This is a genomic window from Paenibacillus sp. strain BS8-2 (assembly GCF_054483835.1).
Map to the genome: position 1 here is coordinate 3,116,573 of NZ_CM137010.1, position 16,302 is coordinate 3,132,874.

A 16,302-nucleotide genomic window follows, 5' to 3' on the forward strand; every position below is an offset into this window, starting at 1 on the left:
AACGGTCAAAATAATTCGGAAGTCACTGCATGGTGTGACGGACATGAGGCGTTAACTGCAGATTTGATCACATTTGGCGGGTCGAATCGGTTTGATAACGTTCCTCCTGTCCGTTTTTTTATCTTCAAATTCATGATAATCCCAATTAAGGGTGCTTGAATGTCTAATTTCTATATGATTTTGAGTGGAAATGAAGCGGTTTCATGTCAAGAAGGCTTTCGATATGATGGACAGTAAGGTGTGTAGTCGATGCGGAAATATTGATTGCCAGATTGATATGAGGGGTTATATCCGCGAGAATGATTCGTTTGTTAATCGATGGCTGGCAGAATGCGCGAAAGAGGTGTAGCAAATGCTGAACGATAACGAGCATGCTGACGCATTAGAAAAGAGGATTGTCGGTAATGCCGCTGCACATGATCTTCAGCTATGGTACGGCGAGCCGGCAGCGAATTGGGACGAAGCGCTTCCCATTGGCAATGGGCGGTTAGGCGCAATGGTGTTTGGCGGCGTCGGAATGGAGCGTCTGCAGCTTAATGAAGATACGTTATGGTCTGGATTCCCCCGCGATACGAACAACTATGAAGCGATTAGGTATCTGCAGCGCGCACGGAAGCTGCTTGTCGAAGGGCAGTATTCAGAGGCGGAAGAGCTGATCGGGAATCATATGCTCGGAGTCAACTCACAGGCGTATCAACCGCTTGGTGATTTGTGGATCGAGCAAAGCTTGGAGAAGGGAGAGCGTATCGAATGCTCCCATATTTCCGAATATCGCAGAGAGCTGGATATTGATTCTGCGATAGCGAACGTCCGTTACAGGGCGGACGGCGTCCAGTATCGCCGCGAAACATGGGTTAGCGCACCAGACAGCTTGCTCGTCAGCCGCTATGAGGCTTCGACAGCTGGTTCGTTATTACTGCGCATTGGAATGAGAAGTCCTCATCCTTCACTGCTGTCTGCGGCACCGCTTGACGAGGGGGCAGCCACGATCAGATTAGAAGGCTCGTGTCCTGTGCACATCGCTGACAATTGTTACGGCGATCATCCGAGGGCAGTACAATATGAGGCTGGCCGAGGGATCAGGTTTCAGGCAAGACTGGAAGTGAATACAGACGGCAGGATCTCAATAGACGATGACGATGCCATACATGTCATCGACGCAGGTTATTGCGAGCTGCGTCTTGTCGCATGCAGCAGCTTCAAGGGATTCGACAAGATGCCGGGTCAGGATGTAACGGAGCTAGAAGCGCGTAATGAAGCAACGCTAGGATATACAAGAAGCAGGCGCTATGAGGAATTACTTAATCGACATGTCGCAGATTATCGCTCGTTATTTCACAGAATGTCGTTGCAGCTTGGAGAGGACGATAGCTCCGGCTTGGCGGCTGATTCGGCAATCGGTATGGACTTAGATCAAGCGACTGCCCTAGGCATGTCAAGCCGTTCGACAAAGGAGCGTCTCGCGGATTATAAGAACGGCGGAGCGGACACAGCGCTTGAATCGTTATACTTCCACTACGGCCGATATTTGTTGATCTCGAGCTCGAGGCCTAGCACGCAGCCTGCGAATTTGCAGGGAATCTGGAATGAGCATGTGCAGCCGCCATGGAACAGCAACTACACGACCAACATTAACCTTCAAATGAACTATTGGCCGGCTGAATCATGTCATCTCGGCGAATGCCACGAACCGCTCCTGCAACTGGTGCGGGAGGTTAGCGAGACTGGGGCGCGGACGGCGATGATACATTATGGCTGCAGGGGATGGACGGCTCATCACAACGTCGATCTGTGGCGGATGTCCAGCCCTTCTGGCGGTCATCCCAGCTGGGCTTTCTGGCCGATGGGAGGAGCGTGGCTCGCACGGCATTGTTGGGAGAGATTTCTCCACCGCCCCGACCTCGACTATCTGGAGCGGGAAGCTTATCCGATTATCCGCGGGGCGGCTCTGTTCTGTCTCGATTGGCTGCAAGAGATGGAAGACGGTAAGCTGGGTACGATACCGTCAACTTCGCCGGAAAACAAGTTTTTGACAGAGGAAGACATACCAGCTAGCGTGGCGCAATCATCCGAGATGGACATCTCGCTCATTCGAGAGTTGTTCGGTCATCTGCTGCAAGCCGCAGAGCTTCTCGACCTCGAACAGAAGGATGCGGAGGAACGTAAGCTGCTGGAAGAAGTCCGGATGGCGGTCGTTCGGCTGCCCGAGCCGATGATCTCGCCGGAAGGAACACTGCAGGAATGGGGAGCGCCACTGGCCGAATATGAGCCGGGGCATCGTCATGTCTCGCATTTGTACGGACTGTATCCTGGCGATTCCTTCACGGGTGCAGGGAAGGAAGAGCTTATCGAAGCTGCGCGGCGAACGATAAGCAAGCGGATCGCCAGCGGCGGCGGCCATACAGGCTGGAGCTGCGCATGGCTTATTCACCTGCATGCCCGGCTTGGAGACGGAGATGGGGCATACAGCTTTATCCGAACGTTGCTGTCCCGATCGACGTTGCCTAATCTGCTCGACAATCATCCGCCATTCCAAATTGACGGCAATTTCGGAGGCACGGCGGGAATCGCGGAGCTGCTGGTTCAGAGCCAAGGCGGTACAGTGCGGCTGCTCCCAGCGCTGCCATCTGCTTGGCGGGCAGGCAACGTGAGCGGGCTCATCGCTCGAGGGGGATTCGTAATCGACATGTCGTGGAACGACGGGAAGCTACTGACCGCTTCGATCCGCTCGAACTACGGCTCTAAGCTGACGATTAAGATCAACGGCAATGACGATCAATACAAGGTGATGACCGAAGAAGGTCGCGAGCTCCATTGGAAGGGGACGCTCGATACCGTAGCAGGACAAACGTACTTCATAAGAGCGATTGTTCGCTAGACGAATGCTTAAGGACGGAAATAACGAAAGGGGAACGAATCATATGAATCAATCAACCCTATTACCATATATGAATACAGAGTTAGATGCGAAGGAGCGCGCCGCAGACCTGGTTTCTCGATTAACGCTGGAAGAAAAAATCGAATCCATGGTGCAATATCAGCCAGCCATCGAGCGGCTAGGCATCCGAGCTTACAAACATGGCACGGAAGCGGCGCATGGTATGGCATGGCTCGGCGAAGCAACCTCGTTCCCGCAGCCGATCGGTCTTGGTTGCACCTGGAATCCGGAGCTCATGAAAGCGATCGGGTCGGCAATCGGAGACGAGGCGCGCGTGTTCTACCAGCGTAATCCCGAGGTCAACGGGCTGACGTTATGGGCGCCGACGGTCGACATGGAGCGCGATCCCCGTTGGGGAAGAACGGAGGAAGCGTACGGCGAAGATCCTGTGCTGACGGGCGAGCTGACTGCTGCGCTCGTGCAGGGGCTGCAAGGCGATCATCCGAGAATCTATAAGACGGTGGCGACGCTTAAGCATTTTATCGGCAATAACAACGAAATCAACAGAGGGAGCTGCTCGGCAAGCATCGACCCACGGAATATGAAGGAGTACTATCAGGCGGCATTCAAACCGGCATTCGTTAAGGGAGGGGCGAAGTCGATGATGACTTCGTACAATGCGGTCAACGGCACGCCGACCATCTTGCTCGAGGATGTTAAGAAGGTCGTGAAAGAAGAGTGGGGCATGGACGGCTTTATCGTCAGCGACGCAGGCGACTTGCTCGGCATCGTCAACGATCATCGTTATTACGCCACTTACAAGGAGGCGGTCGCCCGTGCCATTAAGGCGGGGATCGACAGTATTACGGACGATAAGGAAAAGAGCTGCAAGGCAATAGAGGAAGCGCTGGATGAAGGCTTGCTTGCTGAAGCCGATCTCGACGAGGCGCTGCGCAATACGTTTGGCGTGCGTATTAGACTTGGAGAATTTGATCCAGATGCAAGCAATCCCTACGCGAATACGCCGGAATCGAAATTAAATGCGCCTGAGCATGCCGCTTTATCGCGTCAGGCGGCAACGGAGGCGATTGTGCTCCTCAAGAACGAACTGCTCCCGAATGGAGATAAACTGCTGCCATTAGCTCGGCAATCGGAAGGGCGGATTGCGCTAATCGGTCCGTTAGCCGACGTCGTGTACAGGGATTGGTATTCGGGAACACTTCCTTATCAAGTCACGCCATACGCCGGGGTTCGCGAGGCAATCGGCGAAGAGCAGGTTTCGTATTTCAGTGGCAATGACAGAGTAGCGTTATATACCGATGATGGTCGTCCACTTGTTCTGGATACTGAGGAGGCAAGGCTATCGACAGCTGACGGAGCGACAGATGAGCCGGCAATATTCGAGCTTACAGACTGGGGCTGGGGCAGCCACACGCTGCGCAGCGAAAGTAACGGCAAGCTATTGTCGTGCAGCGACGATATCCATCTCACAGCCAATGCGGACGAGGCATTCGGCTGGTTCGTCAAAGAAATTGTGGGTCTGGAGTCGGTGAATGGAGAAGAAGGGGGATTCGAGTTATCGATATGGAACGGCAAGCGTGTTGAAGTGCCCGAATCCTTCGGCCCGTTGTCCATTGCGCAAGATGGAGCGGGAGCCGCGATAGGGGCCGGAGGAATTCGCAAGATGCTCGTATCCGATGGTCTAGCCGAAGCTGCTCAGGCAGCAGGTGAAGCGGATTCGACTATCGTTGTCGTCGGCAACAATCCGCTTATCAACGGCAAAGAAGAGGTCGATCGTCCAGGTATGGAGCTCCCTGCGGCGCAGCAGGCTCTGATTCATGCAGCGCTTGAAGCGAATCCGCGTACCATTGTAGTCATTGTCGGTAGTTACCCGTTTGCGCTTGGCGAACTCGCTGAGCAAGTGCCCGCGATACTGTACTCTTCTCATGGCGGGCAAGAGCTCGGTCATGCGCTTGCCGATATCCTCTTCGGAGTCCAAGTCCCGGCTGGCCGCTTGAACATGACATGGTATTCGTCTGCGGACGGGCTCACGGATATGATGGACTATGACATCATGAAGAGCAAAAGGACTTATCAGTATACCGACGAGTTGCCCTTGTACCCGTTCGGTTATGGGATGTCTTACGCCAGCTTTGTATATGGTGATTTAGAGCTGACTGACGAAACAACGATTCCGCTGGATGGCAATTTGGCATGGGCTGGGCAAGTGCGCGTTGCGATGGTAGTGACCAACGAGTCGGCGATCGATGCAGACGAGGTCGTTCAATTATATGTTCGAGTGGAAGGCTCACGGGTACAGCGTCCATTAAGGAAGCTCATCGCCTTCCGTAGAATCAACATTGCGGCGGGAGCTAGCGCGCGAGTCGAATTCCTTGTGAGCGGCGAAGAGCTTGCAATGTGGGATGTCACGCGAGATCGGTTCGTATTGGAGAAGGCCCAATACATCTTTATGGCGGGAGCCTCGAGCCAAGACATCAGATGCAGCGCGTCAACGAAGCTCCGAGGCGGGTCGACGATTCCTCACCGAACGCTGACCGTTGCTACCAGAGCTGAGAACTACGACGATTACCAAGATGTACTGCTGGATGAGAGCAAGGAAGGCGGCACATATATGATGCCGGTGTCCGGGGCATCCGGTTGGATCGAATTCAGAGATGTGGATGTAAGCACAATGCTCGATGTTCGCATGTTCGTAGGTCGAGTATGGATTGGAGGAGGCGGCGGAACGATCTCCGTCACACTGTCTTCGCAGAATGGTGCAGCCATAGGCGGGATCGGTCTGGAGACGAATGTCTTCGCAGAGTGGACAGATATCGAGATTCCGTTATCGGGTGTTAGCGAGCAGGAGTCCACTGGCGTATTACGTGTGATTCTCACGGGGGATGTGAAGCTTAGTCGCTTCCAGCTTGTCTAACAGAGGTAAGCGGCCAGGCAAAGGGTATGCTAGAATGAAGGAATCAATAGCCGGAAGCCGGCGGGGAGACGGAAGCCAATGTTCATGAATTTCTTCAAGCGGCTCGCGAACCGCACGAATGATATTCGGATCAAAAACAAATTGATTATGTCCTTTATCTTGGTAGTCTTTGTGCCGATCCTCATTGTTGGCGTGTTTTTAACTTCTTCCTTTCGCCAGAATGTACTCGATCAAGCTACGCAGCAGGTTGGCAACAACGTGGAGCGGGTCAAATCGCAAATCGCGAATATTGTGAGGATGCCGCTGGAAATTTCCGATAATCTGCTCAGCGACGCTAGGCTCATGAACGTAGTGAACACGCAATATCAAACGACGTATTCGGTCGTTGCGGCATACCGGGAGTATCGCGACTTCCGCGACTCCGCCAAGTTATATAACGAAATCCATAATGTCCGATTTTATTATACGAACAAGACGATGCTGGACAATTGGGAGTTTATCAGAGTGACGCCGAAGAAGGCGAGCGAGCCGTGGTTCAAGGAAGCGTCCGAAGAGGACGGCATTCGTTGGTTGTACGTCGAGGACGAGACAAAGGGCAATCAGAAGTTCCTCAGCCTCGTTCGCAAAGTGAACTTTCCGCTCTATCGGACTAGCGGCGTGCTCATTATTACGATCGACCCCGACGTTCTTGGAAACATGATGCGTCAAGAAACGTTCGACACGATGATCATCGAGGACAACGGTTATATCGTTGCGGCCAAGGACAGTGCGCTCGTAGGCAGCAATATTAACGACATTACTTTCGACAGCCCGCTGGCAGGCAAGTCGGAGGGGACTTACGAATTCAACTATAAAGGAAAGCCGTCTCGTGTCGTGATCGAGAAGCTGGTGCCGTCCTCGAGCCGCAATGGGCTGAGTATCGTGTCGGTGTTCGCGGTGGATAGTATCGTTGGCGGAGCGAACCGGATCAGCATGTTAGGCCTTGTCATTATGCTTGTCAGCTTTGTTGTTGCATGGTTGCTTATCTATTTGACTTCCACCCTGATCTCGAAGCGAATGCTGATCCTGCATAAGGATTTGAATAAAGTGGCAATGGGTGATCTGAACGTTATCTCCTCGGTCAGCGGCAATGACGAGCTTGGCCTACTTTCTCGCCAGTTCAACAACATGGTCGTCAGTATTCGCGGATTGATGGATGAGGTCGCAGATTCGGAGAGCCAGAAGGCGCAGCTGCTGCTTCGTCAGCGGGAGATTAAGCTTAAGATGATGGCGAGCCAGATTAATCCTCATTTCCTGTTCAACGCGCTGGAATCCATCCGGATGAAAGCGCATTTGAACGGACAGAAGGAAATATCGGTCGTTGTTCGGATGTTGGGCAAGATGATCCGTCAAAATCTCGAGGTAGGCAATCGCCGAATTGCGCTTCGGGACGAAATCGAGGTTGTGCGTTGTTACTTGGAAATTCAGAAGTTTCGTTATGGAAGCGAGAGACTCTCGTTCCTCCTGGACGTTGATGAATCATGCGCGGCGGTGGAGCTGCCACCGCTCGTCATTCAGCCGCTTGTCGAGAACGCGGTCGTACATGGGCTTGATCATGTTGAGCAAGGCGGATTTGTGTCCGTCCGAGTGTACCGGGAGGGAGAGTCCATTCGGATTGAAATCAAAGACAACGGAGCGGGTATCGATCTAAGCCGGATGGCCGACATCAAGCAATCACTCGACGATATGGAAGAAGAAGAGCAATACAGGATCGGTCTGCGTAATGTTCATCAGCGGCTGGTTATGATTTATGGGGAAGAATTCGGGCTGAGGATAACCAGCGAGCCCGGAGAAGGAACGTTTATTACTTTCAATATTCCTACAGGGGGAATACGGTATGCATAAGGTGATGATCGTCGACGACGAACCAATGATCCGTCAAGGCTTGCAGACTTTGATCGATTGGAAGCGCCACGGGTTCGAGGTCGTAGGTACGGCGTCTAACGGAAGAGATGCGGTCCAACAACACGCCGCGTTGCGGCCGGATCTTATTCTGATCGATATCCGAATGCCTGTCATGGATGGGCTCGAAGCCATCGAGCGCATAAGGCAGACCGACTCCGACTGCCACATTCTAATACTGAGCGGTTATGCGGATTTTAATTATGCGAAACAAGCGATTATTCATGGTGTTGGCGGATATGTCGTTAAACCGATCGACGAGGACGAATTGGAAAGCTACGTCGAGCGCTCGGCCAAGGAGCTTGGTTTGCGCGTGAGCAAGGGAGCCGGGCTCAGCGAACGGAACACTTTGCTGCTGCGAGAAGAATTGCTGCAGAGCTTGGCGGAAGGCAGGGTAACTGAAGACGGAGGATTAGACGAGCAAATGGTGACGGAGTTATTCGGCTCTTCCACAGCGCTTGCAGGCAGCAGGTTGGTGCTCGTGGAGCTGTATAGCCGGGAGCACTCGCTTACAATGAAAACGGTCGCGAAGAAAAAGCTTTCGGAGCTGATCGAAGCGAGGGATAGGGGCTGGGTGTTCTTAACCGAGCCGTATATAGGCTTACTGCTTCGGAGCGGCCCATGGCTGCGAGGGGGCATGGAGGCGATTCGGGAGTCGCTGGAGGAAACATGCGGGAGCCGGATCCGTTATACGGCTGCAGCAGGCCCTCCATTGAAAGCGCTGGCAGAAATGCCTGGGGCAAGTGCGGATGCCAAAGCAATGCTCAGGCGCCGCTTTCTGCTGGGCAGCGGCCAGATCTATCATGCCATGGAACCGGGAGGCACAGCGGAGCCGAATGAGCTTGAACGCGAACCGCAGACTATCGAGGAAATGGCGCAAATTCTTTTTTACCGCGTTGATCTCGGCAATGGCCATGATGTGCTTAAGCAGATAGACGAGTTCGCGGTGGAGCTGGTTCGGATGGGGGACTCGGAGCAGGCGCTCAAGAGCAGCTGGGCGCAGCTTCTGACGCTCATGCTGAACAAAGCCGCCGCCTTCCACCCGCAGCTCTCGCTGAAGGACGATCTATATATGGTGACGCGTCTTTATCTTGCTCATCATTACGACGAGATGCTTGACGAGGTGAAGACGAGGTTGACTGACCTGACTGCGAAGATCGGCGGCAGGGACGGGAATGGTACCATGAAGCGTGTAACGGACTTTATTGAGCGTCATTACAGCGAACCGCTCAGGCTGGAGACGCTTGCGGACTTGTTCGGCTACAACAGCGGCTATCTCGGCAAGTTGTTCAAGAGTCATACTGGCGAAACGTTTAATACGTATCTCGACAAAGTGAGGATCGAGCAGGCGATTCGGATGCTGCGCGAAGGCAACAAGGTGCATCAGGTCGCTGAACGGGTAGGTTATGCCAACGTAGACTACTTCCATGCGAAGTTCAAGAAGTATAAAGGGCTTTCTCCTTCGTCGTTCAAAGGAGCTGGGGAGAGGTAGAGGTTTGTATGATGAGGTTCAAGCGGATAACCCGTCTCAGTCGAGGTGGGTTATTTCATTTGTGCAAATAAATGTGAGCATACCAGAGCGAATTTTGACATGATTTTATAACTGATTTGGCTGGTGCCTTTAGGAGAGGGTTATCCGTTAAGATTAGTACAACAAACAACAGCAGATCGCGAGAAGGCGTCAGCAAGGGAGGAAGATTGCAGATGAAAACAATGCCGTCTACGGAACGGAGCCGTTTATCGGCCGCCGACAAACGTAAGCGTTTTCTCGGAAGAATGGTCGAGCACCGCTACTTGTACCTCATGTCGCTCCCGTTCGTCGCATGGATTATCGTGTTCAGCTACGTCCCCATCTGGGGATGGCTGATGGCGTTCCAGAATTATAAGCCGAGATTCACGATCCTGAATCAGAAGTGGGTCGGACTGGACAACTTCGTCGAGTTGTTCTCGGACGAGCGGTTCTATCTCGTGCTCCGCAACACGCTCGGCATGAGCATTATGGGGCTGATCGTTAGCTTTACGGTACCGATCATTTTCGCCCTCTTCATTAACGAAATCAAGAACCAGTTCTTCAAGCGTTCCATCCAAACGATTTCGTATCTGCCCCACTTCGTTTCCTGGGTAGTCGTGGCGGGTCTCGTAACGAAAATGCTGTCGACGGACGGCGGCGCGGTCAATCAGCTCTTAATGGCGCTGAACCTGATCGACAGTCCGATCCAGTTCATGGCCAAAGGCGAGTGGTTCTGGTCCATCGTGACGGCATCCGATGCTTGGAAGGAAACGGGCTGGAACTCCATCATCTTCTTGGCTGCAATGAGCGGAATTGACCAGGAGCAATACGAAGCGGCGACGGTGGACGGCGCGGGACGCTTCCGCAAGATGTGGCATATCACGCTGCCAGGCATTCGCACAACGTTTATGGTCTTGTTCATCCTATCGATCGGCCATCTGATCAGTATCGGCTTCGAGAAGCAGTTCCTGCTCGGCAATCCGCTGGTCAGCGATTACTCGGAGGTGCTCGATCTATACGCGCTGAATTACGGCATCAATCTCAGCCGGTATTCGTACGGCACGGCCATTGGGATCTTCAACTCCGTCGTGAGCATCATCCTAGTATTTACCGCGAACCATATTTACAAACGAGTGACTAAAGAATCGATTATCTAAGGAGGCCTTTGCATGAATAGCATTACTGGGCGCAGATACGGCGACAAATTGTTCGACATCGGCCTCTACGTGGTCATGATCATAGCGGCAATCGCCACGTTATATCCGTTCCTGAACGTGCTTGCCATCTCATTCAACAATTCCATCGACACCGTGCGAGGCGGCATCACGATCTACCCGAGGGAATTCACCCTCGACAACTATGCTACTATATTCGCGTTCGACGGCTTGCTTACCGGCTTCAAAAACTCCGTTCTGAGGACGGTCATAGGCACGATCGTCGGCGTACTCGCAGCATCCATGATGGCGTACACGCTGAGCCGCCGCGACTTCCAGGCTAGAAGATGGATGTCCGTGCTCTTCGCGATGACGATGTATTTCTCCGGCGGCCTGATCCCGGGCTACATGCTGATGAGACATCTGGGGCTGATCGGCACGTTCGAGGTGTATATCATCCCGGCCATCTTGAGTGTCTGGAACGTGTTCGTCGTCCGCTCTTATATCGACAACCTGCCCATTGCCCTGCAAGAGTCGGCCAAGATAGACGGAGCGAACGATTGGACGATCTTCTGGAAGGTCATCCTCCCGCTCTGCCAGCCGGTGCTTGCGACGATTGCCTTGTTCGTGGCGGTCGGCCATTGGAACGCTTGGTTCGACACCTATCTCTTCAACAACATGAAGGCGGAGAACACGACGTTGCAATACGAGCTCATGAAGGTTCTCCAGTCGACGCAATCGGGCAACAATTACCGCGATCCCAACGCGCAGCAAGCGCTTGCCTCCGTTTCCCCGGAATCGATCAAGATGGCGATTACGATTGTCGTCACCGTTCCGATCTTGATGGTGTATCCGTTCTTGCAGCGGTACTTCGTCAAAGGTATGACGCTCGGCGCGGTGAAGAGTTAGTTTAAGTCTTTGATAGTTACAGGGTATCCTGTTCTATATAGTTAGGCACATTATAAAAGGGAGGCAATACCACAGATGAAAAAGAAAACCAAAATGCTGTTCAGCACGATGCTCGTTCTCATCTTTATCTTCCTTGCGGCATGTTCCGGCAACAACGGCGGCAACAACGGCAACGGCGGCAGCAGCGCCGCTCCGACCGAAGGAGCTGATTCCGGAAACGCTGGCGAAGAAACGCTCGAGCCGATTACGATCAGTCTGGCGTCCGGCGACGTGAACGCGAACTGGGATGATATGCAAAGCGAGGTCGGCAAAGAAATTCAAGGCAAAACGGGCGTAACGCTAAAGCAGCAATTCCCCGTTGGCGGCAGCGACGCTGACATGTTCGCCTTGATGGTGGCGAGCGACGAATATCCGGACCTCGTCATGCCGAAAGGAAACGCGGGCAAGCTCGTCGACGCCGGCGCTCTGATCGACCTCCGGCCTTTGATCGAAGAACATGCGCCGAACCTGCAGAAGGTATACGGCGAATACTTCAACCGTCTGCGCTGGAGCGAAGAGGACGACGCGATTTACGTCTTGCCGCAAGACGGCGTAGGCAACACGTATTTCGAAGCTGGCGGCGGTTTCCAGTTGCAGCACAAAGTGCTTGAAGCGGCAGGCTTCCCCGAAATCAAAACGGTTCAAGACTACGAAAACGCGATCAAAGCGTACATCGAAAAAAATCCGACGACCGAAGACGGACAACCGACGATCGGCATGTCGCTGAACGGAGGCGAATGGCAAATCCTTATCTCCGTCACGAACCCGGCGTTCTACGCAACGGGCGCGCCGGATGACGGCGAGTTCTTCATCAACCAAGAGACGCACGAAGCGATCATGCATTACCAACGTCCAGAAGAGCGCGAGTACTTCCGTTGGCTGAACCACATGAACAATGTTGGCTTACTGGACCCTGAGAGCTTCGTTCAGAAATACGACCAATACAAAGCCAAAATCGCTTCCGGCCGCGTTCTTGGCCTGGTCGATCAACAATGGGATTACGCGGACGCTGAAAACGCGCTGAAAGCGGAAGGCAAATTCGACTCCACGTACGCTCGTTTCCCGGTTACGCTTGATGAAACGTACCAAGATCACTCCTTCCAAGGAACAGGATACCTGTCCGGTTACGGCATCGGCATCACGAAGGACGCCAAGGACCCTGTTCGCGCCATCAAGTTCCTGGATTTCCTTGCTTCCGACGAAGGCCAAGTGCTTGTGAACTGGGGCATCGAAGGGAAGCATTACAATGTGGAGAACGGGACACGGGTGATTCCCGCCGACGTGCAAGAGAAGAAGTCGAACGACAACAACACGTTCAAGAAAACGACAGGCATCGGCAACTATCTGATCTCCGCGCGTTACGGCGACGGCGTGAAGGATCCTAGCGGCAACTACTACACGACGAACTACCCGGAGCAAATCGTGACGGCTTATTCCGAAGCGGACAAGAAGACGCTCGCGGCTTACGGCGCGACGACTTACAGAGATCTGTGGCCGGCTAATGACGCGTTCCCGGAGCGCAAATACGGCGCTGCATGGACGCTGCCGTTCGAGACGGGCTCGCAAGCGAACGTTATTTTCCAGAAGACACAAGACATTATGAAGAAACGTATTCCGGAAGCCATCCTGGCGAAGCCGGAAGACTTCGACAAAGTCTACGATGCCTTCCTGAAGGATCTGGACGATGCAGGCGTAGCTAAATTGAACGAAGAGTTCTCCCAAATGGTCAAAGACCGCGTAGCGCTTTGGTCCAAATAACATCACATTCCAATCAAGACAAAAAAGAGCCCGATTATGGGCTCTTTTTTGTCTTACATGAGTTACGGAGGGCGCATAAGCTATCCGTTAAAGGAGACTGTTTAATCGACAGTCTCAAAAAACGGGTTGCACTGCCCGACGCGCCCGCGCCGGAGGATGCAATCCGAAAAAAGAGACTGTCGACTAATTCTGACGGTTCTTATCTCAGTAGGCTTATTTGTGTCCGTACAGTTGAACGTCGATGACGTCGGTGCCGCCAAGGCAACTTCCCGATTTTTTAGCTGCGTACGCTTTGATGTTCACGTAGTCACCAGGTACAGCGTACGTGTTCGTATAGGATTGCCCCGGAGCCAGCTTCACTTTCCCTAGCTTGAAGGATGTTTGTCCGTCTTGCGTGCTAAGAAGCGCAATGTAGACGTAAGAAACGGATGTGCTGCGATTCGTCGCGAACAGGCGAAGTGCTGCGTATTCGCTGACGTCGATGCCGGGATTGTGGTGATGGTGATGATGCTCAGTTTGGGTTAGAACTTTGCTGGTGCCTGGACGAAGCGTTACACCTTCTGCCGGTGTGCTGTACAATGATTTATTTTTGGCCATTTGGATATCACCTTCCAATCGTTAAAGTACTATATGCTATGTATGACTCTAGCATTTGCTTGTACTTTTGACCGCAGGTGAATATCACGATAATGGTAGAGTAGGATTCGAGCCTTACAATCTAGCATGCAGCTATTAAAATATCAGTGATGCGAAATAATCTTATCGATCATCCCGTACGCAAGCGCTTCTTCGGCGGACATGAAATAATCCCGATCCATGTCGCGCTCCACTCGCTCTAGCGGCTGCCCCGTGCGATCAGATGTAATCTGATTAAGCTTTGCTCTCGTATTCAGGATGTGCTTAGCCGTGATCGCGATATCGCTCGCCTGTCCGCGAGTACCGCCATGAGGCTGATGAATCATGATTTCGCTGTTTGGCAAAGCGAAGCGTTTGCCTTTCTGCCCGGCCAGCAGCAATATGGCGCCAAAGGAGGCGGCGAAGCCGGTGCAAATCGTACTGATCTCCGGTTTGATATATTGCATGGTGTCGAAGATCGCTAGGCCGGCAGTAACGGAGCCTCCTGGACTATTGATGTACATATGAATGTCCTTCTCGGGATCCTCGGCTGCAAGAAATAACAGCTGTGCGATTAGGCTATTTGCCACCGCGTCGTTAATCTCCGAGCCTACAAAGATGATGCGGTCTTTGAGCAAACGGGAATAAATATCGTACGTTCGTTCACCGCGTGAGCTTTGTTCAACGACATATGGAATTGGAATGTTCATGTCATGACCTCCTGAGCGTAATGGTGTGGTATATGCTGGGTAAACGGTTCGAGGGTGCTGGAAGGATACGCTGAAAAGTTGTAGGATAAAAGAAAAATGCGAGTAACCTTCACATGCGACCGTTCGTTTACCCAATAAGGAAAATATGAGCTTGCAGGGGGCTGAAACGCCGGCAAGCGAGGGAGGCGTTAAGATGGAATCAAAGAATGTCGTTGCCGAGCCGAAGTCGGAAAGTCTGGAAGAGCAATTGGAGCAGCTCCAGCCCGTGTTGTATCGCTACTGCGTATCGTTGACGGGATCCGTGCAGGACGCAGAGGATCTTTCGCAGCAAACATGGATGAAGACATTCCGACGTCTTAAGGAGCATAGTCATCCCAACCCGGAGGCGTTCCTGCTGCGTGTAGCCAAAAACGGGTGGATCGATGAATGCCGGCGGAGAAAAGGGCTGCGGGAACGGATGCAATGGCTGCATGAGCTTGAGGATATTGGCGCAGGCAGCGAACCGTTCGAAGCGGAGCGAGCTATCGTCGCACTGCTCCGTTATCTATCCCCGATCCAACGTGCCGTATTTATGCTTCGTGATGCGCTGGACTATTCCATCGCAGAAACGGCGAAGCTGCTTGGAACGAGTGAGGGCGCGGTTAAGGCTGCTTTATTTAGAGCGCGGCGTGCGCTTGGGTATGTACACGCAGCATGTACGAGGAATCGTGCCGAGCATGAGCGCGAAGACTGGCCGGGTGCACAAGCGGAGGAGCTTGCGCAACAAATCCTTCATGCCTATGTAGAGGGCAGGACGGAGGAATTGATTGTTTTGGTTCAATCACAGCCAGCTGGAATGGAGGGCTTGGTTGTTGTGGGACATCGTATGCAGGATAACAAGATGCGGTCCATCTTGACGACCTTTGGTCCACAAGCTTCGTACTCGAATGGTTCGGCGGTATATGGGATAGATCCAGCATATGTTATGGGATTTACAGCGTGATAGCGTGACAATACAACAAGATAGGAAATGTGAGCATGAACAAATGGATTTTTTTTGATGTAGATGATACGTTGTATGACCACTTAATCCCTTTTCGTAAGGCTGTTGCGAATTGGATAGACGATGAGCGCAGCTTTCCATACGAGGAGGCCTACCACCGGCTCCGATATTATAGCGACATCCTGTCGCTGGAGCTTGGGGGCGCCGGGTCGATGGAGGCGGGAACGGCCACGGAGTGGATGAGATGGCGTCGATTCCAGTTGACGCTCGCGGAGTTCGGGATCATAATCAACGAGGAAGAGGCCGCCGCGGTGCAGCAGGCTTATTTGGACTGCCAGTTCGACATCGCTATGCTGCCGGGAGCACGCGAGCTATTGGCGGAGCTTGGCGCCAGTGGTGTTGGCATTGGATTGATTACTAACGGTGCAGGTCCGCATCAGAGGCGCAAGATCGAAGCGATGAAATTGGAGCAGCTTGTCGCGTCGGAGCGGATATTCATTTCTGGCGAGGTAGGCTGGGATAAGCCGGATGCTCGATTGTTCCGCCATATTAACGAGGCGACAGGCTCCTTGCCTGACCAATGCGTCATGATCGGCGACTCCTGGCGCAACGACGTCATTGGCGCTCTTGGAGCAGGCTGGACCGCAGTGTGGTTCAATCATAGGGGGGCCGATCCGGAGACGGATGACCAGCCTCACCATGTCGTCGTCAATTATGAAATGCTGGCGGCGTTGCTCCGTGTTATTCCACGTAGCTATTCCTTATAATGCGGGTTGGAAGTGCAGCAACCAATCTCTACGATGAATTGGGCCGAAGCGGTTGTCGCTTCAGCCCATATTATTTTTTATGGTAATTCTGGCGAAATGCAGAA

General features: G+C 52.9%; 11 protein-coding genes. 9 read left to right on the plus strand and 2 right to left on the minus strand.

What is annotated here, in order from left to right; all coding sequences use genetic code 11:
* Positions 1 to 352: 352 nt before the first annotated feature.
* The 7 genes from ACX1C1_RS13355 (at position 353) to ACX1C1_RS13385 (ending at position 13,124) form a co-directional block, all read left to right on the plus strand.
* Positions 353 to 2,878, plus strand: coding sequence for a glycoside hydrolase family 95 protein (locus ACX1C1_RS13355; RefSeq protein WP_458952690.1), 2,526 nt, complete (start codon positions 353 to 355; stop codon positions 2,876 to 2,878).
* A gap of 43 nt (positions 2,879 to 2,921) precedes the next feature.
* Positions 2,922 to 5,813, plus strand: a complete 2,892-nt coding sequence (locus ACX1C1_RS13360; protein WP_458952691.1) for a glycoside hydrolase family 3 C-terminal domain-containing protein — start codon at positions 2,922 to 2,924, stop codon at positions 5,811 to 5,813.
* Between the two features lie 78 nt (positions 5,814 to 5,891).
* Positions 5,892 to 7,697: a sensor histidine kinase gene (locus tag ACX1C1_RS13365; protein WP_458952692.1), complete on the plus strand. Its 1,806-nt coding sequence runs from the start codon at positions 5,892 to 5,894 to the stop codon at positions 7,695 to 7,697.
* Positions 7,690 to 9,246, plus strand: coding sequence for a response regulator (locus tag ACX1C1_RS13370; protein ID WP_458952693.1), 1,557 nt, complete (start codon positions 7,690 to 7,692; stop codon positions 9,244 to 9,246). The genes ACX1C1_RS13365 and ACX1C1_RS13370 overlap by 8 nt, the downstream gene beginning before the upstream one ends.
* 284 nt (positions 9,247 to 9,530) lie before the next feature.
* On the plus strand, positions 9,531 to 10,421 hold the full coding sequence (locus tag ACX1C1_RS13375) for an ABC transporter permease (RefSeq protein WP_458957673.1): 891 nt from the start codon (positions 9,531 to 9,533) through the stop codon (positions 10,419 to 10,421).
* Positions 10,422 to 10,433: 12 nt separating this feature from the next.
* On the plus strand, positions 10,434 to 11,327 hold the full coding sequence (locus ACX1C1_RS13380; RefSeq protein WP_458952694.1) for a carbohydrate ABC transporter permease: 894 nt from the start codon (positions 10,434 to 10,436) through the stop codon (positions 11,325 to 11,327).
* Positions 11,328 to 11,402: 75 nt separating this feature from the next.
* Positions 11,403 to 13,124 carry an ABC transporter substrate-binding protein gene (locus tag ACX1C1_RS13385; RefSeq protein WP_458952695.1) on the plus strand — a complete coding sequence of 574 codons (1,722 nt, stop codon included), beginning with the start codon at positions 11,403 to 11,405 and terminating at the stop codon, positions 13,122 to 13,124.
* Positions 13,125 to 13,337: 213 nt separating this feature from the next.
* On the opposite strand, the gene ACX1C1_RS13390 is transcribed toward ACX1C1_RS13385, so the two are convergent.
* Both ACX1C1_RS13390 and clpP read right to left on the minus strand, forming a co-directional pair.
* Complete coding sequence (locus tag ACX1C1_RS13390) at positions 13,338 to 13,721, minus strand: hypothetical protein (protein ID WP_458952696.1); 384 nt, start codon at positions 13,719 to 13,721, stop codon at positions 13,338 to 13,340.
* A gap of 143 nt (positions 13,722 to 13,864) precedes the next feature.
* The gene (clpP, locus tag ACX1C1_RS13395) at positions 13,865 to 14,449 is read right to left on the minus strand and encodes an ATP-dependent Clp endopeptidase proteolytic subunit ClpP (protein ID WP_458952697.1); all 585 of its coding nucleotides are present in this window, start codon (positions 14,447 to 14,449) and stop codon (positions 13,865 to 13,867) included.
* A gap of 193 nt (positions 14,450 to 14,642) precedes the next feature.
* Between clpP and ACX1C1_RS13400 the strand changes: the two genes are divergently transcribed.
* Positions 14,643 to 15,431 (plus strand): RNA polymerase sigma factor, encoded by a 789-nt coding sequence (locus ACX1C1_RS13400; RefSeq protein WP_458952698.1) that lies wholly within the window; start codon positions 14,643 to 14,645, stop codon positions 15,429 to 15,431.
* 35 nt (positions 15,432 to 15,466) lie between these two features.
* Positions 15,467 to 16,198 carry an HAD family hydrolase gene (locus ACX1C1_RS13405; RefSeq protein ID WP_458952699.1) on the plus strand — a complete coding sequence of 244 codons (732 nt, stop codon included), beginning with the start codon at positions 15,467 to 15,469 and terminating at the stop codon, positions 16,196 to 16,198.
* Positions 16,199 to 16,302 lie beyond the last annotated feature (104 nt).